Genomic DNA, 23,376 nt, shown 5'->3' on the forward strand with positions numbered 1-23,376 from the left:
TTCCGCAGGGAGGAAGGGCGTGAAAGGGCTCTGACTGGGGGCTGTGTTCAATCTGAGGCTAACGATCTGGATGACGCCTGCCCTAGAGACGCGACCAGGTCTGGTTGCGGCAGATCAGGCCGCCGAGCACGCAGCCTCCCATCTTCAGGCTGTTGCCGGAGAGCGTGCCCTTGCCGGAATAGGTCTTGTCGTTGGCCGGATCGGTGATCTTGCCCGTATACTTGCTGCCGCCGGCAGCCTGAAACGTGCCGATCTTCTTGCCGGCGTGCTTGCCGCTTTTCAGCGTGATGCAATAGGAGCCGCCACATGGCGCAATCTGTGCCGTCGCGCCGGACTCCGTCTTCCAGTTCCCCTCAATGGGGTCGGCCATTGCAACGCCACAAGCCAGAAGCAGCGCGGCACCGCTCAAAACAACTCTGCCAATCATCAGTCTTCCTCCCAATGATGTTGCGGGCTCAGCTTACGCAAACGTAAACGTAGTACAACCGCTTTTTGTGGTGGCAGGCCGCAACCGTGGCAAAAGCTGAAACAGTATGGTCGGTGCCCGCAGTACCGCCACCGCGCTATGGCTCGCGTTCTTCGAGGGGTTCGCCTGTCGGGCGGGAGACTGAACAGCAGCATTCGCGCGAATGCAGCGGGAAATGGCGCAGAAGGCCGTGACCGGCCCGGTTTTCTGCCCGCCGCAAGGGACGAAACCGCGCGGCGCACAATTAGAATTTTCAGAAAATTGCCTCTTCAAGCGTGCGGCGTGGTTAACGAAATCTTGCAAACGGCGTTAACGAATTCGCCTGGCTCTCACCACTGAAATCCCGATGCCCTGCGGGTTTGCGATGCTTAACAAAATCAGGCATTTACTGAAAATTTGAACTTTGTTTTCTTCTAATTAAGCACAAGATTTAACGGCGATTTCAGCCGCACCCTGCATTCTCGAAAGCATCGAAGGGCTGGCCCGGAAGGGCAAGAACAAAGGCTCTCGGGAGAAAAACAGGGATCTTGGATTATGGCACGTTACGACGTTCAGGAAGCAGGCTTCGGTACGGCTGGTTCGTCCACCCAGGCCGACGTGCTGTTTCAACTTGGAATGATGTATGCGACCGGCCGCGACTGCGATGTCGACCTGGTGGCCGCGCACAAATGGTTCAACATTGCAGCCATCAAGGGCTCCGAGCGCGCTGCGGAGCTGCGCTCGGAACTGGCCGCCGGCATGTCCAAGCCGGAATTGGCCAGGGCGCTGCGCGATGCCCGTGAATGGATGACGATGCACTGATGCTGATGCCGGGGGGCGGAACGTTCAGGATCCGGTCTGAAACGGGCCGGGTCCTGAACGCAGGGCGCCTTTACGTGTGCGCGAGTCTACTCTGCTTCCTGAAAGCGGACGAGCATCGCGCCGTCATTGACCTGCAGACCTTCGGTCGCGATTTCGGCGACGACGCCGTCATGCGGCGCGGTGATGGTGTGCTCCATCTTCATCGCTTCGAGCACCAGTAGCGGCTGACCTTTCTGGACCATCTCGTTGACCGAAGCGCGCACCAGCTTCACCAGCCCGGGCATCGGAGCTCTGAGCCGGTCGCCGCCGCCGCTTTCCTCGGCTGCCTGCAGCCGGTCCGGCACCTTGAGCGTCAGCGCATCCGCGCCCTCGAACACCGTAATATGGCCCGGCCATGAAGCGATGCGGGTGGGGTCATCGCGGCGTACGATGATTGGCCGGCTGGCTTCATCGTCACCAAGGTGAACTGCCAGCGCGCCATCGGCCTGCGCCGCCACGCGGGCTTCCACCGCCTCTTCACCGTTTATCAGCGTGCGTTTGTGGCGGAGCGGCCCGAAATGGCCGTAACCCGAAATTGTGGAAAACGGATCGGATGTATCTTCTGAAGATGCGGCTCCGCTCGTTGCCGCAATGGCTGCCGCAAGATGCCGCGCCTTAAGAGGGGCAGTTTTGGTCAGAACGTCCTGCTTGCGTCCGATCAGGCCGGTCTCCAGTCGCCCGGCAGAAAAATCATCGTCGCGCAGAAGTCGTGTCAGAAAGCCGAGATTGACGGTCGAGCCGGCGACCTCGGTCTTCTCGAGCGCGCCGGCGAGCCCCTCGATCGCCTCCTCCCGTGTGGGCGCATGGACAATCAGCTTGGCGATCATCGGATCGTAGAACGGGGTTATGGCATCCTTTTCCGCAACGCCGGCATCAATGCGCAGGCGCGCGGTTTCGATGCCATCGGGAAAGCGCAAATGGTGCAGGGTGCCGGTTGCCGGCAGGAAGTCACGTGTTGCATCCTCGGCGTAGAGCCGGGCTTCCACTGCGTGGCCGCTCACAGTGATTTCGTCCTGTGTGCGTGGCAGGGGCTCGCCCGCCGCCACCCGCAATTGCCATTCCACCAGGTCGACCCCCGTGATCATCTCCGTCACCGGGTGTTCCACCTGCAGTCGCGTGTTCATCTCCATGAACCAGAACCGGTCCGGTCGCAATCCTTCCGAGGCATCGACAATGAACTCGATCGTGCCGGCACCGCTGTAGGAAATGGCCCGGGCGGCCTTCACGGCTGCCTCGGTCATCGCTGCCCGCGTTTCTTCGTTCATGCCGGGCGCGGGGGCTTCTTCGATCACTTTCTGGTGGCGGCGCTGGGCCGAGCAGTCGCGTTCGAAGAGATGCACGGCATTTCCATGGTTGTCGCCAAAAACCTGCACCTCGATATGCCGGGGGTCTGGATGTATTTTTCCACCAGCACGCGTTCATCGCCGAAGGCAGCCTTTGCTTCCCTTTGGGCCGCGGCCAGAGCATCCGGGAACGCATCGGGATCGGACACCAGACGCATGCCCTTGCCGCCGCCGCCCGCCCGCGCCTTGATCAGAACCGGATAGCCGATTTCATTGGCCTTGGAAGCGAGCGCGACTAGCGCCTGCGTATCGCCGTGATAGCCGGGAACGACCGGCACTCCCGCTTTTTCCATCAGCCGTTTTGCGGCGTCTTTCAGCCCCATTGCCCGAATGGCCTGCGACGACGGGCCGACAAAGATAAGGCCGGCGTTCTCCACCTTTTCGACGAAGTCGGGATTCTCCGAGAGAAAGCCATAGCCCGGGTGGATGGCCTGCGCTGCGGTTTCAAGCGCAGCAGCGATAATTCTGTCTCCATCGAGATAGCTCTCGGTCGCCGGAGCCGGGCCGATGCACACCGCCTGATCGGCCATGCGCACGTGCAGCGCGTCCCGATCCGCATCGGAATAGACCGCAACCGTGGCGATCCCCAGACGCCTGGCGGTTCGGATGATCCGGACGGCGATTTCCCCACGATTGGCGATCAGAATCTTGTCAAACATGCAGAGCGTTCCTCCTACGAAGCAGAGACACCATAATGCGTTGAGCGTGTTTTGTGGCGGGAAATCTGCTTGGGCCATCATTCATTCCGCAGGAACCGATGCCACGTGCGGTTGCCTCTAGATTCGACGGCACGGAACGGCATTGAAGGCTGCCGGTGCAGCGGCCCGCATTTTGGGATAGGTTCCTGAATCTGGCAATCCCGCGCAGGCCTGATACAGGCGCCGGGTAATTCATACAGTATCGTCGAGCCCGCAATTCGGTAAGAATACCCAAAACAACTGCTTCATAACCGCATCTTTCAATTATGTTTTTGCCAAAGTGTCGGGGTGTTCATGCGGCTTGCATGTCTGACATGTGCTTTGCGTTCTTTAGATGATCCGTTTTCCGACGCAGAGAATACTGCTGTGTGTATCCCGAAACGGCCTGACTTTTATGGCCTTTTGCCTGGTCCGATCGGGGAATTCCAAAACAGCCGGTTCGCGTTCGACGTAATTTGATCTTGAAACTCTGTACGCGCGTTTGAGCTGCTCGAGTAGTGAAGCGTTGCGAAACCGGGAGCGTATGGCCTCTCGGCGCGCGGGTAGCAAAACAACAGGCGAGAAAAGGCGGACCGGTGGGGTTGCACTCCCGGTGAACCGCAGCGGCCGCGCGTACGACAGTGAGTTTGGGACCTTCGGAGGCGTGAAGCGGAGCAATTCGCTGAACTTGTCAGCAGACAACAGATGGAAATTCCATGATGAAATATTCACCATCCCGCTTTCTGTTCGCGAGTAGTCTTGTAACAATCTCGGCTACTCTGCAAATCGGCCCGCTCTTAGCAGCGGACATGGAGGGGAGGGAGGTTATTCCCGAGCCGCCGCTTTTTTCTCCGTCACCCCTGAGGCAGAACGCCCGTATCGTCGGAGGCGCGCCCATGCAGGGAACGGTTGGCGGAGCTCCAATGGTCGTGCCGGGAGACGGTTCCCCCGTATACAAGGGGGACGAATTGCCACCGCTGGTCGACCTCGAGGGCGATTGTGGCGGTGTGGCCTGTCCTGCCGCGATGCGGGGAAAGATGCTGGACAACAGCTCCGTTGGCAGGCTGCGGATCGGTGAGAACACGGAACGGGCGGGGCCCGGTGACCGGCCTGCCGTCCCGTTCGTCATTTCCGTTGATGGCCAGGTCGTCGATGAAAGTGGCCAGATCACGAACGAGGGCATGTTTGGCGTCTCGCCTAATGCACGTTCCGTCGACAAGCAGCGGAAGACAGATCTCGATCTGAGTTCCGTGGATATTCAGATCAAGTTCGACGGGCTGGACGCCGAGCCATTGCTTAACGTGTCGACCGTGCCCGTACAGCGCATCTTTCGGGAAGGGGAGCCAATCCGTTTCTATGCGACCTCCAATTATCCTGCATTCATCAGTCGGGCAGAGGTGCGCATATACGAGGACAATGTCGCCTGGGCCAACAAGCCTGTGGCTGTCGTCCCGATCAATGTTAACGACGAGGCCGCCTGGGTCATGCCCGCACGAAGCGGCCGTGAGTTCCGCTATGTGCTGCGTGTCTACGATGCCAAGGGCCGCTTCGATGAAACGGTGCCGATGACCATCGCCAGCACGCGCGGCGAATTCCTCTCCGATTCCGGACATGGCGTGGCGCCGGGCAATGCGGAGGACCGGACTGCCTTCCGCAATATTCCGGTCTATGGCGGTGCGATAACGGTCTATGGCAAGAATGTTCCCGATGGATATGGGATCGTCGCCTTTGACGAGCTCGTGCCACTTGATCCAAAGGGCACTTTCGTCACCCAGCGCATTCTGCCGCCAGGCCAGCATGTGGTCGATGTCGCTGTCGACGGCGGTTCGAAGGCGGGTGGCCTTTACTTCAGCCGGGATGTCAACATACCGACAAACGACTGGTTCTATGTCGCGCTTGCAGACTTCACCGTCGGCAAGCGGACCGGCGACAGCGGAATTGAGGAGGTACGGACGGGCGAATTCGACAAGGTGTGGAATTCGGGCCGCCTGGCATTCTATCTTCGCGGCAAGATCAAGGGAAAATTCCTTCTCACAGCAGCCGCCGATACCGGCGAAAACGAGGTGAGGAACCTTTTCAGGGACCTTGATGCCCGAGACCCGAGGGAACTCCTCCGTCGCATTGATCCAGACAAATATTATCCTGTGTATGGGGATGACTCCACCTCGGTGGAAGATGCTCCCACAAACGGGAAATTCTATGTGCGCCTGCAGCGCGGTGAAAGTCATGTGATGTGGGGCAACTACAAGACCAAGATTTCAGGCACGCGCTTCCTGCAGGTGGATCGCGGTCTCTATGGCGCCGAGATGGTCCTCCGCTCGGCGGGCAACACCGCGAATGGCCAGCCCAAGTTCGAAGCAACGGCCTTTGCCGCCAAACCTGATACACTGCCGCAGCGTGACGAGTTCCTGGGGACCGGCGGCTCAGCCTATTTTCTCAAGAGGCAGCGCATCATAGAGGGCTCCGAAACGCTGCATATCGAATATCGGGACAAGGTCACGGGCCGGATCATCGAACGGCGGGCGCTGGTCTATGGCGAAGATTACACGATCGACTATCTGCAGGGTGTTGTCATTCTCGACGCGCCTTTGTCATCCGGTTCCATTGATGACGGTGCGGTTCGCGATGGCGCACTGGGTGGTCTCAAGGCCTATATGGTCGCCCAGTACGAATACCGAGCTCGCGCGGGCGATATGGAGAACTACGTCTTTGGCGGCCGCGCGCAGACCTGGGTTGGAAAACATGTTCGACTGGGCGCAACGGGGATCAAGGACTCAACGGGACTGTCTGACCAGAAAGCCTATGGCGCAGACCTCAGGGTCCAGCGTTCAGATGATACCTATATCGACGGTGAGATTGCCTATTCGAAGGGCCCCGGCTTTGGGCTGTCTCGCTCCACGGATGGCGGTCTGACCCTGGCCGATCAGGATACGGCGGGGCGTGAGGGCCTCTCGGCGAAAGCCTGGAGCCTCCGTGGTCAAATGGCCTTCAAGGATTTCCGCTGGCTCGGAACTGCCGGCAGACTTGGCGGCTACTACGAGCAGAAGGAGGCCGGTTTTTCCAGCGTGACCGAACAGGTGGATGCTGATGAACGCAGCTGGGGCGTCGAAACCGAAATTCCTCTGAGCGCCAACATGAACCTCAAATTGTCGTATGACGATTATCAGAATGAGGAGGGGCGGGAACGCAGCGATGCGGAGCTTGAAGTCAGCTACGCCTTTGACGCCTACTGGAAAGCTGCATTCGGCATTGCATATTCGAAGCTTCATTCGCCGGCAGCGATTGCTTCGGGCAAATCCGGTTATGACGGTACCCGGCTGGATGCAGGTCTGCGCGTCGACTATCGGCAGAATGACGACTACCTCTATTACGGTTTCGTGCAGGGCACGGTGGATCGGAAAGGTAACATTGCCAAGAATGATCGTTACGGCGTTGGTGCCGAAGTACGTCTGAGTGAGAAACTCGGTGCTGAGGGTGAGGTATCCTGGGGCAAGTCGGGAATTGGCGGTCTCGCAGCCCTGACCTACGACCCGACGCCGGAAGATCACTACTACATCGGTTATCGCCTCGATCCCGATCGCGCAACCGATGGCAGCTATGGCTATGATCTGCAGGGTCGTGACCATGGTGCGGTGGTCGCGGGTGTGAAGAAGCGCATGAGCGATGTAATCTCGGCCTATTCGGAAGCCGATTTCGATCTCTTCGGACGCCGCAATTCACTGGCTCAGCGCTATGGTGTCATTTACACACCGGATGTCGCATGGACCTTTGATGGCGGTATCGAAGCCGGCAACATCGAGGATGAGCGCATCAATCCCGCGACCGGATCGCCATATGCCGACTTCGAACGTTATGCAGGTTCGCTGGGTGTCGGCTTCAAGGATGAAGAGATGGGTGTCAGCGCACGCGTTCGAGGCGAAGCCCGTTTTGAGCGGTCCGACGACGAAACCCGCACCCGCAACACCTATGTCATGAGTGCCGGTGCTACCATGGATCACGACGGGTACGGTCGGGTTCTTGGAAGTGTCGATGCCGTTATCTCACAGACGCCATTTGGAACATACTACAACGGAGACTATATCGAGGGATCGCTGGGGTACGCCTATCGACCGGTGGACAACGATCTGCTGAACGCATTGCTGCGGTATACATATCTCTACAACCTTCCCGGCAATGACCAGATCAGCAGCATGTCGCGTTCGACGAACGGGCCGCTTCAGCGCAGCCACATTGTCTCCGCTGACCTGACCTACGATCTCCTGCCATGGCTCTCCATTGGTGGCAAATACGGTATGCGTCTCGGCGAAATCCGGGCAAGGAGCCGTGACGGCAGCAAGTCAATGGGTAGCTGGGAGAAGTCTTCGGCACATCTTGGCATCCTTCGCGCCGACCTGCATGTGGTCAAGAACTGGGATGCGATGATTGAAGGACGGGCATTCTATCTTCCGGAAATCGAGTCCATGGACTACGGCGCCCTCGCAGCCCTCTACCGGCATGTTGGCAACAACTTCAAGGTCGGTGCGGGTTACAATTTCGGGCGCTTCTCAGACGATCTCCGTGATCTGACGCTGGACGACCGCGGAGCCTTCCTGAACGTTGTCGGGAAGTTCTGAGGCCCGAGGCGGGCGTCGCTCGAGGGGGGAGGCGCCCGCCACTCCATTCCCGACAGCGAGAGCAACCTGTCCTCATTTGGACAAAGTCATTGTCGAAAGTCGCGGGACGCTAAACCGCCAGGGCTTCCTTTCCGAAGCTCTGGCGGTCTGTTATTTCAGTTGCAGCAATTCGGTCGGAAGCGCTGGGTATTATGGGGGCACTGGATTTGGTCAATATCCGCTGGGCGTATGCAGCTGCGGCAGTGGCGTTTTTTCCAGGCGTGGCGCTGGCTGACTGGAAGCCGGTCGAGCGCATCGAGCCCTACACCATTTCCGGATCGACCGCCCTTGATCTCTACAGGTCCATCGGCGAGCGCGGACCAAAGCTCGGCGTGCGCCGGGTGATCGCCTACACGGATTTCAGGCTGACCTGGCAACGGGACTATCAGCCGCGCAATGACGGTGCCTGCGTTCTGGCATCGGCGAAACCGAAGCTGACCATCACCTATCGCCTGCCGAAGGTTTCAGGCAGCCTTCCCCCGCAGACGCAGGCGGCATGGGAGCGCTTCAGTGACGGTGTGCGAACCCACGAGCGTGTCCACGGAGAGATCATCACCGACATGGTGAAGAAGATCGAGGCCGTATCCGTCGGCCTGCGTGCAGAGCAGGATCCGGGGTGCCGGAAGGTGCGGGTGAAACTGCAGGAACATCTTGGCCGCCTGTCCCAGGAGCAGCGTCAGCGCAGCCGCGAATTCGACCGGGTCGAGATGGGCGATGGCGGCAATGTCCACCGCCTGGTCATGGAGTTCATCAATGGTGACAGGCAGCGCAGCAACTGACGCCGCCCGTCCAAAATCCTACATCCTGAAAACACCGAACTTCGTATCGCCGATCGGCGCATTCAGCGCAGAGCCGAGCGAGAGGGCAAGCACTTCACGTGTCTTCGCAGGGTCGACAATGCCGTCATCCCAAAGCCGCGCGCTCGAATAAAGCGGATGGCCTTCACGTTCGTATTTCTCCAGAATGGGCCGGCGAAAATCGGCCTCTTCCTCCGCACTCCAGTGTCCGCCTTTACGCTCGATGCCTTCGCGTTTGACGATGGAAAGCACGGTTGCCGCCTGCTCGCCGCCCATCACTGAAATGCGCGCATTGGGCCACATCCAGAGGAAGCGGGGAGAATAGGCCCGGCCGCACATGCCGTAATTGCCGGCACCGAACGAGCCGCCGATGATCGCTGTCACCTTGGGCACCTGTGCGGTTGCGACCGCAGTCACCAGCTTGGCGCCGTCGCGCGCGATACCCCCGGCCTCATATTTGCGTCCGACCATGAAGCCGGTGATGTTCTGGAGGAAAACAAGCGGGATTTTCCGCTGGCAGCACAATTCGATGAAATGCGCGCCTTTCAGCGCACTTTCGGAGAAAAGCACGCCATTGTTCGCCAGAATGCCCACCGGAATCCCGTAAATATGGGCAAACCCTGTAATGAGCGTGGTGCCGTAATTGGCCTTGAATTCATCGAACTCGGAGCCATCCACCACGCGTGCGATCACCTCGCGCACATCGTAAGGCTGGCGGGTATCGCTGGGGATGATGCCATAGATCTCGTGCGGGTCGTAAACCGGTGGAATCGGTTTGCAAAGATCGAGCGATATGCTCTTCTTTCGATTCAGGTTTTTGACGATGCGCCGCACGATCGCGAGCGCATGCTCATCGTCCAGCGCATAGTGGTCGGCAACGCCGGATTCGCGTGTATGCACCTCCGCGCCGCCGAGTTCCTCCGCCGTTACCACTTCGCCGGTGGCCGCCTTCACGAGCGGCGGGCCGCCGAGGAAGATGGTGGCGTTGCCTTTCACCATCACCGTTTCGTCACTCATTGCTGGCACATAGGCGCCGCCGGCCGTGCACGACCCCATCACGCAGGCGATCTGCGGAATGCCCTTCGCCGACATGTTGGCCTGATTGTAGAAGATGCGGCCGAAATGATCCCGGTCGGGAAACACTTCGTCCTGGTTTGGAAGATTGGCACCGCCTGAATCCACCAGATAGACGCAGGGCAGATTGTTTTCGAGCGCGATCTCCTGCGCGCGCAGATGCTTCTTGACCGTCAGTGGATAATAGGTGCCGCCTTTCACCGTGGCGTCGTTGACGACGATGACGCATTCGCGTCCCTCGATGCGCCCCACACCGGCAATCAGGCCGGCAGAGGCGATGTCCCCGCCATACATGTCGAAGGCGGCGAACTGGCCGATCTCGAGAAATGGCGCGCCCACATCGAGCAGTTGCGCAAGCCGTTCGCGCGGCAGAAGCTTGCCGCGTTTAACATGGCGTTCACGCGCCTCGTCCGACCCGCCGCGCTCGATCACGGCGGCGTTCTCGGCCATTTCGCCGACCAGCGCCTGCATGCGGTTGAAATTGGCCCTGTATGCGTCGGAGGAAGGGGAAAGCTGCGATTGAAGGACGGTCATGCGATCTCCTGCGGCGAATAGGGCACTATGCCCAATCCGTGGTTTGATTCCCATGCTCTGGCAAGCCGCCCGCATCGCGCAGCATGCGTGCCATGTGCATAAGGTTGAAGGTCATGAATGTCAGATTGCGGCGTGTGAACGCGCTGTCATAGCCGGCACGTTTGCCGTCTTCGGTTTCATCGCCGTAGGAGGGACCGGGACCGGCTTCGCCAATCCAGCCGCAATCGGCCTGGGGCGGGATCGTATAGCCTACATGCTGAAGGGAGTAGAGCACGGTCTTTGCTACATGCTTGATGCCATCCTCATTGCCGGTGATGACGGCCCCGCCAACTTTGCCATAGTAGATATACTGGTCCTTCGCGTTGCGCTGGCCGGAATGGGCGTAGAGCCGTTCGATGATAAGACGGCAGATGGAGCTCTCCTCACCAAGCCAGATGGGCGAACCGATCACCAGAATGTCGGCTTCACTCACCTTTGGCCAAATCTTCTCCGGCCAGTCGTCGACCGCCGCTCCTTCTTTGCGCATATCCGGCGACACCCCGAAGGCAATGTTGAAATCGGCGGCGCGCAAGTATTCGGTCCCAACGCCGCACCGATCCATAAGCGCCAGGGAATCCTGCATGAGGTCTTCCGTGTGCGAGGCGGCCCGATCACTCGGTTTCAGTGTCGTGTTGATGAACAGCGCCTTCAGGTCCGAAAAATTGGCGGTGTTTTCATCGGCAAGGCGCTTCTGCAGATCATTCAGCGGCATGATACTTCTCCTGACGTGTCTGACCACGGTCAACGCGCGGGAGCGGACATGGTTCTCACGCCTCCGACATCATCTCGCGCCCGATCAGCCAGCGTCTGATCTCGCTCGTTCCGGCGCCGATCTCGTAGAGCTTTGCGTCCCTCAGAAGCCGTCCTGCGGGGAACTCGTTCACATAGCCATTGCCGCCCAGAAGCTGGATTGCGTCAAGTGCCGTCAGGGTTGCTTTCTCCGCCGCATAGAGGATGCAGCCGGCCGCATCCTTGCGGGTTGTCTCGCCCCGGTCGCAGGCGGACGCCACGGCATAGACGTAGGCGCGGCAGGCATTCATCGCCGTGTACATGTCGGCGAGCTTGCCCTGCACGAGCTGGAACGAACCGACCGGCTGGCCGAACTGCTGGCGCTCGCGCACATAGGGCGCTGCCACATCAAGGCAGGCAGCCATGATGCCAACCGGTCCGCCGGCCAGTACCACACGCTCATAGTCGAGCCCGGACATCAACACGTTGACGCCCTTGCCCTCTTCGCCGAGCAGGTTCTCGAACGGCACTTCGACGTCCTCGAACACCAGTTCGCCCGTGTTGGAGCCGCGCATGCCGAGCTTGTCGAGCTTCTGGGCGACGGAGAACCCCTTCATGTCGCGCTCGATGATGAAGGCGGTGATGCCACGCGGCCCTGCGGTGGGATCGGTTTTTGCATAGACCACCAGCGTGCCCGCATCCGGGCCGTTGGTGATCCACATCTTCGACCCGTTGAGGACGAAGCGGTCATTGCGCTTTTCCGCCCGAAGTTTCATGGAGACGACGTCGGAACCCGCAGCCGTTTCCGACATGGCCAGCGCGCCCACGGTTTCGCCCGAGCACAGGGCGGGGAGGTATTTTTCCTTCTGCGCGTCGTTCCCCCAGCGGCAGATCTGGTTGACGCAGAGATTGGAGTGCGCGCCATAGGAGAGGCCGACCGAAGCGGATGCCCGTGAAATTTCCTCCATCGCAACCACATGCGCCAGATAGCCGAGCCCCGAGCCGCCATAGTCCGGATCGACCGTCATGCCGAGCAGGCCGAGCGCACCCATTTCCTGCCAGAGATGGGCGGGAAACTCGTTGCTCTCGTCGATTTGCGCCGCCAACGGCGCGATCTTTTCCTGTGCAAAGCGATGCGTCATCTCCCGCAGCGCGTCGATGTCCTCGCCAAGCCCGAAATTCATTGATCCCGTGTACATCGGTCTCCTCCGGTCACGTCTCAGCGCCCACAAGGCGCATGGTCATGGTGTGGTAATTAGCGGCGACTTCATCTTCGGAAAGCCGCAGTTCCGGGCGGAACCAGACAATCACACCCGTGATCATCTGAATGATCGCCATCGCTGTCAGCGCTACATCGTCGATGCGGAACACGCCGTCGCTCTGGCCGTCTGCAAGAATGCGCCGCAGCTCGCCTTCATACTGGCTGCGCATGCCCAGAATGTGCCGGAGGCGTTCCTCGGAGAGGCTGCGCAGTTCCAGATTGCTCACATGGGTGGCGTTGCGGCGCGAAAGATGAAAGCGGATGTGGTTCTCGACAAATGCTGCAAGGCGTCCTGCCGGCCTTTCTTTTTCGGAGCCAGTTGCAGGACGCACTTCCCCCCAGGAAGCGATCAGGTTTTCCATGTGCTCGCACATGAGCGCGTAGAGCAGTTCTTCCTTGGTCGGAAAATAGCGGTAGAGCGCGGCTGGCTGTACACCGACCTGGCCCGCAAGCTGGCGCATCGACATCGCCTCGAAGCCAAGCCGTGCGATGAGCTCCAGCGCCGCCTCGCGGATCGCCGCTTCCGTCTTTTCACCGTCAGAACCGGTCGTTCGCGCCATGGAGCCTCCCTTTCTACAATAATAAAACGAACGTTCAATTAATTCAAGGATGGAGAGAGGCGGATCGAAAACTTTGCCTCCTTCATATCCGGGATGACGGGGCAGGGCGGTCTTTGCGCTTGGGGAGAAAACGGAGCCGCGCGGACGGGACAGAAGCACGTATGCCAATGCGTTGATGCCAGGGCGGGAAACCGGGAAAATCGGCCCTGTTCTCCATACCGTCATGCCCGGTTGACACGGGCGGCTCCGTTGCAGTTAGAACGCGACTGCCGGGCCGGGGTTCCAGAATTTTCCCGCTTCGGTTCAAAGCGCTTCCAGAAGCGTGTCAGTCGACGTGACCTTGCAGAACTCGAAGCCGAGTGTCGCCACGTGAGCGCGGTGCACGTCTTCGGCGCTAAGCGTGCCTCCCTTGCCATCCGGAAGCGCGAAACAGTCGCAGGCATCCTCCACCAGCATCATTGCCCATCCCATATTCGCGCCCGTGCGGATTGTGGTCGAGACGCACATGTCGGTGGAAATGCCACATGTGACCACCGTTTTCGCACCAAGCCGGCGCAGCCTGAGGTCGAGATCGGTTCCGATGAATGCGGAGTTGACGCTCTTGGTCACGAGTTGCTCGCCGGCCAGCGGCTCGAAGCCCGGCCGCATCGCATGGCCAGGTTCACCCGGGCGAAGGGTGGAGCCGGTTTCGACGGAATCATGGCGCACGTGAATGACGGGCCGCCGTGCCTTCCGCCACGCCGCGAGCAGGGCGAGGGCATTCCGGTCGACATCATTGTTCCAGCGTTGCGGCCAGGGAGGGCCATCGAAGGCCTGCTGGAAATCGACCAGCAGAAGAACGGCATCATTCAAATCAGTCTGGAAAGTCATTGCCTGTTCGTTTCCCTGAGCGCTGTTTGTTAGTTGGGTCCTGACCCTTAGCGACTATAGCCCCGCTCACAAGAGTCATTGCCGTGTTTTCCCGCGCGCTTCTGGACCAAAACGTCCAGGAAAAGCAGCGCTGCGCCCGTCGCAAGCCCGCCCGCAAGCACCGTGCCTGCGGCGATCGGGCCCATGGTCTGAAGGGTGAAAGCTGCGAGGGACAGAACGGCAAGAAGCGCCAGATTGTTGGCGCTTTCGGAAAGTGCGAGAACAAGTCCCCGTGTATCGCCGGCCCTCTGTGCGATCAGGGCCGTGCTGGCAGGTGCGGCAAAACCCAGCGCCACGCCCCATCCACCAAGACAAAGGAGTGCTCCTGCAAGCGGGAGCGGTGCGAACAGGAACACGGCGAAGGTGAGGATTAGCAGCAGAACGGCGGCAAAAAGTAGCGCCTGATCGCCGCGAAGCATCCGTTTGGCAACGCCGACTGAAAAATTGCCGATCGCCAGCCCAACACCGAAGAAGCCGACCGAGAGGCCGGTCTGAAGTGTGTCTGTCGCAAAGCGCTGGCGCAGCATTTCACCGCTGAGACCGAAGGCCGCGACCGCTGCCCCGTTCCAGAGAGCCTTTGCCGCAAGGAGCGTGAGAACATCACGTTTCAGGCCCCTGAAACGCGGCCGGACCGCCATCGCATGTGTTTCTCCATCGAACCGGAGAACCTGGCCGACCGGAAATATCAGCAGGAGGCAGCCGGCGGCACTTGCCAGAAACGGCGCACGCCATCCGAAAACCTGCGTCAGAATTCCGGCGAGTGCGGGACCGAGGGCAATGCCGGCCGTCATGCCGAGCATCACGAGCCCCATGGCCTCAGCATGCCGCGCTTCCGGGAGCCTGTCGGCAATCAGGGCAAAGACGGCGGGGATCAGCGCCGCCGCCGCCACGCCGCCGAGCACACGAAGGGCAATGGCGATGCCGAGCGTCGGGGCAAACGCCACGGCGAGCCCGTCTGCGGCAAGAAGCGCCAGCGCGACAGCCAGGAGCATTCGCCGGTCGATCCGGTGCGCGATGAGCCCGATGAGCGGCGCGCCAAGCGCATAGGAAAGCGCATAGCCGGATATCAGCCAGGAGGCAGCGGCAGGCGATGCACCGAAGGCCGTTCCAATTGGTGTCAGCATTGGCGCGATCATGAATTCCGTCGCACCGACGAAGAAAACGACCAGTGCAAGCACCGGCAGAAAAAGCCGTGAAGACATGAGTTTCTCCATGAGTGAAATGAAGGATTGCAGTCGAAGCGCCGGAAAGAAGGGGGGAGGGAAGCACCGGTGAACAGACGCAGTGGTACTGCGCTGGGGGGCGGGGGGAAGGAAATGAGGGTGCTTTGACGTTCTGCGGATGAACCGCCTGCGGCAGGTTGCCGAACGCAATTCCTGTTTTGCACGCTACAGGTCGACCCGCAAGCCCCTAGCCTCGTTTCCGTGCGGTCGTGGGGCTGGAAATTACCGGGCTTTTCAAGTCGAATGCCAGCGATTCACTTTGGGGACCTTCACATGCACATCTTCATTTCGGTCGACATCGAAGGCGTGGCCGGCGTCAATGAGGCTCTTCAGGGCCAGCGCGGCAATCCCGAATATGAGGTGGCGCGGCGTCTCATGACCGAAGAGGCCAACGCCGCCATTCGCGGGGCGTTTGCAGGCGGCGCTGATGCGGTGACCGTTGCCGATTCGCATGGGCCGATGCGCAACATGATCGTCGATCAGCTCGATCCGCGCGCCCGCGTCGTGTCGGGTCGGGCGCGGCCCCTGTCGATGATCGAGGGCATTCATGCCGGCCATGCCGGCGCCGTGCTGATCGGCTACCATGCGGCAGCCGACAATTTCGGTGTTCTCGCGCACACGATCAGCGGTCTTGCTTTCCGCCGCATAGAGGTGAACGGTGTGCGGGCGGGCGAGCCGACGCTTTTTGCCGGTCATGCCGCTGAAATCGGCGTGCCGCTGCTTGCCGTCAGCGGCGATGACCGGCTTGAAGCCGAGATCGCTGAGCAGTTTCCCGCCGCCCGCTCAATCACTGTCAAACGCTGCATCAACGCGACGGCCGCCGAAAGCCTTTCGCCGGGCGAGGCGCGTGAGAAGATCGAGCAGGAGGTGTGCGGGGCCGTTGAACGGGCGGCAGATGCCGTTGTGGAAGCGCCCTGCAGGTCGCCGCTCACCATTGATGTGAGTTTCAGCAAGCAGCTCTTTGCGGACGCTGCAGCGCTCATGCCGTTTACGGAGCGCACCGGCGCGCTGGATATACGCTTTGGCGCCGGGAGCCATGCCGAGGCAATCGGCATCCTCTCAGGCTTCTCACTGATGGCGGCGGCATTGGCATGACGGATCGCATCTTCGACAGGGCAGGCACATGGTGGGACCTGCCGGCGGGCCCCGCCAACACCATCGCCGATGTGCCGGGTGTGACCGTCGGGCACCGGACCCATCGGGAGAAGACCGCGCGCACCGGCGTTACCGCGATCTTTCCGCACGATGGCGACCTGTTCCGCAACCCGGTGCCGGCGGGTCTCGCGGTGCTCAATGGCTTCGGCAAGAGCGCCGGCCTGATGCAGCTTGCCGAACTGGGCCGCATTGAAACGCCGATCCTTTTGACCAACACATTCGGCGTTGCCGCCTGCACCGCGGCGCTGATCCGCCGGGCGATTGCGCAAAACCCTGAAATCGGCCGCAGCCGCCCGACGGTCAACCCGCTGGTTCTGGAGTGCAATGACGGGCGTGTCAGCGACATACAGGCGCTGGCCGTCACAGAAGCCATGGCGAATGACGCGATGGCCGCTGCTGAAATGAAATTCGCGCAGGGCACGGTGGGAGCCGGCACCGGCATGCGCACGTTCGGCTTTGCCGGCGCCATAGGCAGCGCGTCGCGGCGTGTCGCACTGCCTTCCGGTCGCACGCACACCCTGGGCGCCCTCGTCCTTTCCAATTTCGGGCGGCCGGGCGATCTCAGGCTTCTGGGAGACCGCATTGAGACTCCGGAGCCGGGTCGGGCCGATCCGCAGGACAGGGGCTCCGTCATCATCGTCTATGGCACCGATGCGCCACTCGATTCACGTCAGCTTGCCCGCATCGCGCGGCGGGCGGGTGCGGCGCTGGGTCGGCTTGGAAGCTATTGGGGCGACCAGAGCGGCGATGTGGCTCTGGCCTTTTCCACTGCCAACAGGCTTTCCATCGACAGCGAGATCGAGACTGTCGAGCGGCTGGCCGAGGCGCAGCTCGATCCGTTGCTCCTTGCCGCCGTGGAGGCGGCGGAAGAGGCGGTGCTGAACGGACTCTGGAACGCGGAGCCTCTCACTGGCTATGACGGGCTCAGGCTTCCCGTCCTGCGCGATCAACTTTTGCCAAACGGGGGCTGACGCCCTTGTCCCTGCGCCCTGACGGCGTTAAGCCGGAAGCAAGGGAGCCAGCTCCGGCTTCCGGCCAGCCCTCGCACATCTCCTCTCCCCTCGGTGCGACAGCCAGCACAAAGACCCCGGCTATGGAGACCTTTGATGCATGCCCGTCTTTCCCGATCTGCCCTGATCTTGTGCCTTTCGGCCATCCCGGCTTTTGCGCAGGACACGCCGGACATGATCGCCCCCGACATTGGAAGCAGGGTTGTTGAGGGCTATGTAACCCCGGCGCTGACTCGCTTTCGCGAGACGAGCGGCGCATTGTCCGAGGCACTCGAAAAGGCCTGCAGCGGCACGCCTGAAGATGATCTGAATGCCGTTCATGCGGGCTTTGCCAACACGCTTTCAGCCTTTGCGCATGTCTCGGTCCTACGCTTCGGGCCACTGGTCGCGGAAAATCGGTTCGAACGCATTTTCTTCTGGCCGGATCCGCGCGGCGTCACCCTGCGCCAGGTGCAGGGACTGCTCGCGTCCGAAGAGCCCCTGCCGGACGATCTCACCAGCCAGAGCGTTGCACTGCAGGGCCTGCCGGCACTCGATTATGTGCTCTTCGGAGCGGGCGGAGATGCGCTGCCGACTGACGCACGGCGCTGCGCATACGCTGAGGCAATTTCCGCCAACATCGCCGGTCTTGCCGCGGAGCTGGAGGAGGCATGGGCCGAGGGCACCAGCTTCCGCGCGGCCTTCACCGCGCCCGCCGCCGACCGCGACCCATACCGTTCGAGCGCGGAAGTGGCCGGCGAGATCGTCAAGGCCGCCGGCACGGCGCTGGAATTCGCCCGCAATGCCGAACTTCTGCCGGCACTCGGCAAAACCGTCGAGAAAGCCCGTGGCAAACGTGCGCCGTTCTGGCGCAGCGGCCACACCTTCGCTTTCGTCGCAGCCCAGATCGAAGGCGTGCAGAAGCTCATCGCCGCGGCAGGCTTTGTCGATGGCCCGTCCGACCTCGTCAATACCTACGGTCGTGGCATGGACTTCGATCTCTCGCACGCCCGGGAGGCCGTGCTTGCGGTCGAAACGGCACCGGAAGAGGCCTTCTCCGAAGAACCGGACCGCGGCCGCATCTCCTACGCGACTATCGCCATGGAAGGGGCGAAGCACACACTCAATGGCGAGCTTTCCGGCGCACTCGGACTGGTGATGGGGTTCAATGCGCTCGATGGAGATTGATCGGCGGACATTTCTGGCCCTTGCGAGCGCTGCCGCAGCTTTCGGCCCAAAGCACGCCAGGGCGGATGAGGAGGCGCTGTTTCTGGGGGCCCGGCTCAACGCGGGCGGCTTTGAGGCTGCGGTGATCGACGCGAGCGGGCGTGAGCGGCTCGTCCTGCCGCTGGAGGCGCGTGGGCATTCCTTTGCCATCGATGCACCGCGCCGGCGTGCCGTCGCCTTTGCCCGTTCGCCGGGCCGCTTTGCCATTGCCTTCTCGGTCGACGGCAAGGGCGAGCCGCTGGCCTTCGCTCCGCCCCCCGACCGCCATTTTTACGGGCACGGCGTCTTTACCCCGGACGGCAGGCTGCTGCTGGCCACGGAGAATGATTACGAAGGCGAACGCGGCATCACCGGTCTCTACGACGCGACCGCAGGCTTTCGTCGCATCGGCGAGTTCGAGACCGGTGGCATCGGCCCGCATGAGGTGATCCTCCTGGCGGACGGCAGGACGCTTTGCATTGCCAATGGCGGCATCCTCACCCATCCCGACTATGAGCGGGTCAAGCTCAATCTGGCGACGATGAAGCCGAGCCTCTCCTATGTCGACCTTGAATCCGGTGAGATGATCGAGCAGGCGGAGCTTACCCCCGAACTGCACAAACTCTCTATCCGCCACATGACGCTCGACCGGTTCGGCGCCGTCTGGTTCGGCGCCCAGTATCAGGGCGAGGACGATGCACGACCGCCACTGGTTGGCCGTCATCGCCGGGGCAGGGCAATCGAGCTCTTCGCCGGCCCGGAGACGACCCTGAAGGCCCTCGACAACTACGTGGGCTCCGTTGCAACCGATGCTTCCGGCGAGATCGTCGCCACCTCGTCACCGCGCGGCGGGCTCGCTGTGTTCTGGGATGCCGGGACGGGCCGGTGCCTTGGCGAACGCTCGTTGAAGGATGGCTGCGGGCTCGCGCCACTCTCCAGTCATCGTCTCCTGGGCACCAGCGGGCGGGGCGCTATCGTCCGCACAGGCCCGGATGCGCCGCTCGAAAATGTTCGCGCCGTCGATCCGGCCGCTCCCGCCTGGGACAACCATCTCCGCCGCATTTGAAGACACACCGTCAACCCGCATTTTGCGACTTGCCCCGGGGCGGTCCCGTGCTTATCTTCGCCTCGTTCTCAGGGCGGGGTGAAACTCCCCACCGGCGGTAAGCGGCACTGGCCGCAAGCCCGCGAGCGCCTTTTCGCGAGACTGCGGAAAGGGTCAGCAGATCAGGTGAAATTCCTGGGCCGACGGTGATAGTCCGGATGGAAGAGAACGCGCGATGTCCGTGTGCCGGTTCTTCGGCGGCGGTCCATCGCCCGTGATCGCCTTGGGTGACGTGTCCGTTGCGAAAGGAGATCACGATGACACACACCCGCTATGCATTCATCAAGGCCAACTGGCACGCCGGCATTGTCGACCGCGCGCTTGAAGGCTTTTGCGAGCTTATCCCGGCCGATCAGGTTGACGTGTTTGACGTGCCAGGCGCCTTCGAGATGCCACTCGTCGCGCGCGATCTTGCAGCCTCTGGCCGTTATGCCGCCGTCGCTGCCGCAGCCTTCGTCGTGGATGGTGGGATCTACCGCCATGACTTCGTCGCGCAGGCCGTTGTCGACGGGCTGATGCGCGCGGGCCTTGATACGGGCGTTCCGGTTCTTTCCGTCTCGCTGACGCCGCATCATTTCCAGCCGACCGAGCACCACACGGCAATCTATCGCGCGCATTTCGTCGAGAAGGGGCGCGAAGCAGCAAAAGCCGCCCTGATGATCGGCAGGACACGCGCTGCACTGGCTGCCTGACAGAGGCTGAGGTGAGGGGCGAGGAAGCGTCGCGAAGTGCCGATGCCTGCCTGCCCCTAATCCTCAGCGCCGGTTGTGCGCCGCAGCCAGCGCTTCGGCGAAAGCCGCCTCGAACACATCGATTTCATCGTCCGGGCCGACGCTGACGCGTATGCAGCGGTCGAGCCCCGGCGTTGCCGGTTTGCGCACGAACACGTCGCGCTCAAGCAGCCCCTGCATCACCGCCTCGGCTGTGGCCCTGCCGCCGCAGTCGATGGCCACGAAATTGGTCGCCGAGGGGATGGAGGTCAGCGCGTTCGCGGCGGCGATTGCCGCGAGGCGATCCCGGCAGGCGCTGACCCGCTCGAGTGTTTTATGAAGATACGCCTTGTCCTGCAGCGCGGCGAGGCTTGCTGCCTGCGTGACACCCGGCATGCCGAAATGGTTGCGGATCTTGTCGAAGGCGCGAATGGTCTCGGGCTCGCCGATCACATAGCCGCAGCGCATGCCGGCCAGCGCATAGGCCTTGGAGAAGGTGCGCATGCGCAGGACATTGGGCCGGTCCGGCTCGAAGTGGGGCAGGGCGCTCGCCGGCGCGGTTTCGCCATAGGCTTCGTCGAGGATGAGCATGCTTGTTTCAGGCAGCGATTCGATAAAGCGCTGCACCTCGCCCGCTTCCCACCAGGTGCCCATCGGATTGTCTGGGTTGGAGAGATAGACGAGGGGCGCGTTTTCGGCGATGGCCGCCTCGCACAGACCTTCGAGATTCTCGTAGTCGCCCGCATAGGGCACCGTCACCAGCCGACCGCCGAAGCCGGCGACATGATAGTTGAAGGTGGGATAGCCACCGAGCGAGGTCACGACCGGCGTGCCGGGCTCGATGTAAAGGCGCGCGACCAGGCCCAGAAGACCGTCAATGCCCTCTCCGACGACGATGTTCTCTGGTTTTACACCATGCTCGCTGGCCAGCGCCGCGCGCAGGTCGGAGCTCTCTGGGTCTCCATACTTCCAGACGTGATGCGCCGCGCTCCCGATGGCCTCGATCACGCGGGGCGAGGGGCCAAAGCCGTTCTCATTGGCGCCGAGACGGGCGCGAAATGGGCGCCCCGCGGCGCGCTCCTGCGTTTCCGGCCCCACGAAGGGCACGGTGGAAGGGAGGGATTGTGCAAGTGGGGTAAGCGGTGGGCGTCGTGTCATGGGCCGTGTCTGGTCTGTGCTTTCTCTGATTGAACGCGGCGACCCTACATCAAGCCCGGCAAGTGTGAAATCGCTTTGCGGTCTTCGGCCGCGACACGCAACACAAAAAAACGGGGCCCGGCAAATGCCGGGCCCCGCTTCAAGCTATACGGCTCTTCTGATTAGAAGTCGCGCTGGAAGCGCAGGAAGCCGTGGAACTGGTCGGCATCGCCAGCCGGCGTGTCGAACTGGGTGTAGTTGACTGCGAGCTTCGCGTTGAAGTTCTCGACGATCTCGTAATCGATGGTCGTGCCAACATTCCAGGCGTCGGTGTCGGTGAAGACAACGTTATGACCGACTTCGCTGTAGTACGCGGCGCCGATAGAAGCGGTCAGCTTCGGCGTGGCCTTGAAGCCGATAACGCCAGCGAGCGACCATTCTGCACCCGGCATGACTGCCACGCCACCGTAGGTCACGGTAGCAATGCCGTCGAACGGGTTGGCCGAGTAGAAGCTCACGCCGCTTTCGTACTGCGCCAGAGCCTGGATGAAGAAGCGGTCGGTGAGGTTCGCCTTGACGATACCCTTGATCGCGAATTCTTCAGCCGTTGCATCGTAAGCGGCATAGAGGTCTGCGGAGCCCCAGCCCTGTGCGATGCCGACCTTACCGACAACATTCGGCGTCCAGTCGTAGTTGTCATCAGCTTCTTCGAGCATGACGGCGAAGGTGACGCCATTGCCTGCTGCGAAGTTGTAGCCGATGAAGTGAACGCGCGAGTACGGGAAGAAGCCGCGGTCCTGCTCGCCGTGGAGACCCGTATCCCAGATCGAGTCGGACATACCCATGGAGAGGCCGCCGAGCGAGATCACTGCCTGCTGCAGGTTCACACCCGAGCTGGTAACGCCGTGCGAGTAAGCGTCGCCGTCGTTCAGGCCGACCGTCGGAAGAGCGCCGGTGTTGCCGCTTGTGCCGCGGAACTTGATCCATGCGCCAAGCGTGCCGTACTCGGTCTCGGAGCGGGCGTCGATGTTCAGCTCGCCGCGAGCATACTTGTCCCAGCCTTCGGAGTCGCCGAAGTCACCATCGGAGTAACCGATCTGGTAACGGACCATGCCGCTGATCTTCAGGCAGGTCTCGGTGCCGGGGATGTAGAAGAAGCCTGCGCCGTAGACGTCGCAAACGCGCACATATTCCATCGGCTCCGGCTCGGGGACGACGATCGGGTCGGCCGCCTTGGCGCCGGTTGCAGCAGCTGCGAGAGCTGCGGAGCCAATCAGAAGGCTCTTGAGTTTCATGTTCTGACCTCCAGTCAAAGTTCTAAATGCGGGTCTGGGTATTTTGCTGAAGGACAGCGTTCCCTGCCCCATCCCCAAGAAAAGAAAAGTTCGCGCTTTCGCGCCCCCTTTCCGAGCCTGACATTACTCATGGGGGCGCCGGGTTCAACCGCGATTACGCGGCAAGCCCCCCTGACGGTCGTCTATCCGGAATGGCTGTTGCACAAATGACACGATCTGAGCCGCCGGGTAAGTCTTTCTTAACACTTGGAGGCCGGATAGCGGCATAACAAACGCGTTCCGGGGGATGGATTTACCGTAGTCCAGGGACGAATCGAGTCAAATTGATACGGAATCACTGGTATCGGGCCCGGCGATTCCTCGCCGCGATTTCCGGTGATTCATGCAGCCGCCCATCGTGCGCCGGGCAGGATGCAGAATTTCCTTATAATAAAGCACGGAATCGCGAATGCCGTATTGATTGTGCGGCCGGTTTTCTTTATCCAGCCTTTCGCCGGAGAGGTGGCCGAGTGGTCGAAGGCGCTCCCCTGCTAAGGGAGTAGACCTCAAAAGGGTCTCGTGGGTTCGAATCCCATCCTCTCCGCCATTCATTTCCCCCGGCTTCTCATTTCCCTGAATGGCGGCAAAGAGCTCGCTCTTTTCTAGTGGCGATTATTTCCCTTTTATTTCAATGAG

At 61.4% G+C, this 23,376-nt stretch carries 17 protein-coding genes, 1 tRNA gene, 1 pseudogene and 1 riboswitch; of the genes and pseudogenes, 9 read left to right on the forward strand and 10 right to left on the reverse strand.

Going from position 1 to position 23,376, the window contains the following annotated elements; genetic code table 11:
* Positions 1-82: 82 nt before the first annotated feature.
* A complete protein-coding gene (locus tag BLW55_RS18450; RefSeq protein WP_007008457.1) occupies positions 83-427 on the reverse strand; it encodes a DUF2147 domain-containing protein in 345 nt (114 codons plus the stop codon).
* Positions 428-1,000: 573 nt separating this feature from the next.
* Between BLW55_RS18450 and BLW55_RS18455 the strand changes: the two genes are divergently transcribed.
* Entirely contained in the window at positions 1,001-1,267 is a 267-nt protein-coding gene (locus tag BLW55_RS18455; protein WP_007008458.1) for an SEL1-like repeat protein, read from the forward strand.
* An 86-nt stretch (positions 1,268-1,353) separates the two neighbouring features.
* Here BLW55_RS18455 and BLW55_RS18460 read toward each other — a convergent pair.
* A pseudogene (locus BLW55_RS18460) lies at positions 1,354-3,308 on the reverse strand (acetyl/propionyl/methylcrotonyl-CoA carboxylase subunit alpha).
* Between the two features lie 914 nt (positions 3,309-4,222).
* Here BLW55_RS18460 and BLW55_RS18465 point away from each other — a divergent pair.
* Positions 4,223-7,939, forward strand: a complete 3,717-nt coding sequence (locus BLW55_RS18465; protein ID WP_244509137.1) for a TonB-dependent receptor — start codon at positions 4,223-4,225, stop codon at positions 7,937-7,939.
* Between the two features lie 191 nt (positions 7,940-8,130).
* Positions 8,131-8,757 (forward strand): DUF922 domain-containing Zn-dependent protease, encoded by a 627-nt coding sequence (locus tag BLW55_RS18470; protein WP_007008461.1) that lies wholly within the window; start codon positions 8,131-8,133, stop codon positions 8,755-8,757.
* 18 nt (positions 8,758-8,775) lie between these two features.
* Here BLW55_RS18470 and BLW55_RS18475 read toward each other — a convergent pair whose 3' ends face one another.
* From BLW55_RS18475 to BLW55_RS18500, 6 genes are all read right to left on the reverse strand, one after another.
* Entirely contained in the window at positions 8,776-10,383 is a 1,608-nt protein-coding gene (locus tag BLW55_RS18475) for a carboxyl transferase domain-containing protein (protein ID WP_090329756.1), read from the reverse strand.
* Positions 10,384-10,408: 25 nt separating this feature from the next.
* Positions 10,409-11,134, reverse strand: a complete 726-nt coding sequence (locus BLW55_RS18480) for a flavodoxin family protein (protein WP_090329757.1) — start codon at positions 11,132-11,134, stop codon at positions 10,409-10,411.
* A gap of 55 nt (positions 11,135-11,189) precedes the next feature.
* A complete protein-coding gene (locus tag BLW55_RS18485; protein WP_090329758.1) occupies positions 11,190-12,350 on the reverse strand; it encodes an isovaleryl-CoA dehydrogenase in 1,161 nt (386 codons plus the stop codon).
* 13 nt (positions 12,351-12,363) lie between these two features.
* Positions 12,364-12,972 (reverse strand): TetR/AcrR family transcriptional regulator, encoded by a 609-nt coding sequence (locus BLW55_RS18490; protein ID WP_090329759.1) that lies wholly within the window; start codon positions 12,970-12,972, stop codon positions 12,364-12,366.
* A 303-nt stretch (positions 12,973-13,275) separates the two neighbouring features.
* Positions 13,276-13,842: a cysteine hydrolase family protein gene (locus BLW55_RS18495; RefSeq protein WP_090329760.1), complete on the reverse strand. Its 567-nt coding sequence runs from the start codon at positions 13,840-13,842 to the stop codon at positions 13,276-13,278.
* Positions 13,843-13,889: 47 nt separating this feature from the next.
* Entirely contained in the window at positions 13,890-15,083 is a 1,194-nt protein-coding gene (locus BLW55_RS18500) for an MFS transporter (protein WP_090329761.1), read from the reverse strand.
* A gap of 294 nt (positions 15,084-15,377) precedes the next feature.
* Here BLW55_RS18500 and BLW55_RS18505 point away from each other — a divergent pair, with 294 nt between their 5' ends.
* From BLW55_RS18505 to BLW55_RS18525, 5 genes are all read left to right on the forward strand, one after another.
* On the forward strand, positions 15,378-16,199 hold the full coding sequence (locus BLW55_RS18505) for a M55 family metallopeptidase (RefSeq protein WP_040665141.1): 822 nt from the start codon (positions 15,378-15,380) through the stop codon (positions 16,197-16,199).
* On the forward strand, positions 16,196-17,230 hold the full coding sequence (locus BLW55_RS18510) for a P1 family peptidase (RefSeq protein WP_007008469.1): 1,035 nt from the start codon (positions 16,196-16,198) through the stop codon (positions 17,228-17,230). Before BLW55_RS18505 ends, BLW55_RS18510 begins: the two co-directional genes overlap by 4 nt.
* 135 nt (positions 17,231-17,365) lie before the next feature.
* Positions 17,366-18,436, forward strand: coding sequence for an imelysin family protein (locus tag BLW55_RS18515; RefSeq protein WP_090329762.1), 1,071 nt, complete (start codon positions 17,366-17,368; stop codon positions 18,434-18,436).
* Positions 18,417-19,520 carry a DUF1513 domain-containing protein gene (locus BLW55_RS18520; protein WP_090329763.1) on the forward strand — a complete coding sequence of 368 codons (1,104 nt, stop codon included), beginning with the start codon at positions 18,417-18,419 and terminating at the stop codon, positions 19,518-19,520. Before BLW55_RS18515 ends, BLW55_RS18520 begins: the two co-directional genes overlap by 20 nt.
* A gap of 60 nt (positions 19,521-19,580) precedes the next feature.
* Positions 19,581-19,733, forward strand: a riboswitch (FMN riboswitch).
* A gap of 83 nt (positions 19,734-19,816) precedes the next feature.
* Entirely contained in the window at positions 19,817-20,251 is a 435-nt protein-coding gene (locus BLW55_RS18525; protein WP_090329764.1) for a 6,7-dimethyl-8-ribityllumazine synthase, read from the forward strand.
* Positions 20,252-20,314: 63 nt separating this feature from the next.
* Here the strand turns inward: BLW55_RS18525 and BLW55_RS18530 are convergent, their stop codons facing one another.
* Together BLW55_RS18530 and BLW55_RS18535 are read right to left on the reverse strand one after the other, a co-directional pair.
* A complete protein-coding gene (locus BLW55_RS18530) occupies positions 20,315-21,427 on the reverse strand; it encodes a pyridoxal phosphate-dependent aminotransferase (protein ID WP_090329765.1) in 1,113 nt (370 codons plus the stop codon).
* 161 nt (positions 21,428-21,588) lie between these two features.
* A complete protein-coding gene (locus tag BLW55_RS18535) occupies positions 21,589-22,701 on the reverse strand; it encodes a porin (RefSeq protein ID WP_007008474.1) in 1,113 nt (370 codons plus the stop codon).
* Between the two features lie 495 nt (positions 22,702-23,196).
* Here BLW55_RS18535 and BLW55_RS18540 point away from each other — a divergent pair.
* A tRNA-Ser gene (locus tag BLW55_RS18540) sits at positions 23,197-23,287 on the forward strand.
* Positions 23,288-23,376: the final 89 nt, after the last annotated feature.

The sequence above is a fragment of the Nitratireductor aquibiodomus genome (assembly GCF_900105565.1).
GTDB lineage: Bacteria > Pseudomonadota > Alphaproteobacteria > Rhizobiales > Rhizobiaceae > Nitratireductor > Nitratireductor aquibiodomus.

Excerpts from the sequence above, each read along its gene's own strand:
- BLW55_RS18450 (WP_007008457.1), bottom strand. The coding sequence starts at position 427 with ATGATTGGCAGAGTTGTTTTGAGCGGTGCCGCGCTGCTTCTGGCTTGT.
- BLW55_RS18455 (WP_007008458.1), top strand. The coding sequence starts at position 1,001 with ATGGCACGTTACGACGTTCAGGAAGCAGGCTTCGGTACGGCTGGTTCG.
- BLW55_RS18465 (WP_244509137.1), top strand. The coding sequence starts at position 4,223 with ATGCAGGGAACGGTTGGCGGAGCTCCAATGGTCGTGCCGGGAGACGGT.
- BLW55_RS18470 (WP_007008461.1), top strand. The coding sequence starts at position 8,131 with ATGGGGGCACTGGATTTGGTCAATATCCGCTGGGCGTATGCAGCTGCG.
- BLW55_RS18475 (WP_090329756.1), bottom strand. The coding sequence starts at position 10,383 with ATGACCGTCCTTCAATCGCAGCTTTCCCCTTCCTCCGACGCATACAGG.
- BLW55_RS18480 (WP_090329757.1), bottom strand. The coding sequence starts at position 11,134 with ATGCCGCTGAATGATCTGCAGAAGCGCCTTGCCGATGAAAACACCGCC.
- BLW55_RS18485 (WP_090329758.1), bottom strand. The coding sequence starts at position 12,350 with ATGTACACGGGATCAATGAATTTCGGGCTTGGCGAGGACATCGACGCG.
- BLW55_RS18490 (WP_090329759.1), bottom strand. The coding sequence starts at position 12,972 with ATGGCGCGAACGACCGGTTCTGACGGTGAAAAGACGGAAGCGGCGATC.
- BLW55_RS18495 (WP_090329760.1), bottom strand. The coding sequence starts at position 13,842 with ATGACTTTCCAGACTGATTTGAATGATGCCGTTCTTCTGCTGGTCGAT.
- BLW55_RS18500 (WP_090329761.1), bottom strand. The coding sequence starts at position 15,083 with ATGTCTTCACGGCTTTTTCTGCCGGTGCTTGCACTGGTCGTTTTCTTC.
- BLW55_RS18505 (WP_040665141.1), top strand. The coding sequence starts at position 15,378 with ATGCACATCTTCATTTCGGTCGACATCGAAGGCGTGGCCGGCGTCAAT.
- BLW55_RS18510 (WP_007008469.1), top strand. The coding sequence starts at position 16,196 with ATGACGGATCGCATCTTCGACAGGGCAGGCACATGGTGGGACCTGCCG.
- BLW55_RS18515 (WP_090329762.1), top strand. The coding sequence starts at position 17,366 with ATGCATGCCCGTCTTTCCCGATCTGCCCTGATCTTGTGCCTTTCGGCC.
- BLW55_RS18520 (WP_090329763.1), top strand. The coding sequence starts at position 18,417 with ATGCGCTCGATGGAGATTGATCGGCGGACATTTCTGGCCCTTGCGAGC.
- BLW55_RS18525 (WP_090329764.1), top strand. The coding sequence starts at position 19,817 with ATGACACACACCCGCTATGCATTCATCAAGGCCAACTGGCACGCCGGC.
- BLW55_RS18530 (WP_090329765.1), bottom strand. The coding sequence starts at position 21,427 with ATGACACGACGCCCACCGCTTACCCCACTTGCACAATCCCTCCCTTCC.
- BLW55_RS18535 (WP_007008474.1), bottom strand. The coding sequence starts at position 22,701 with ATGAAACTCAAGAGCCTTCTGATTGGCTCCGCAGCTCTCGCAGCTGCT.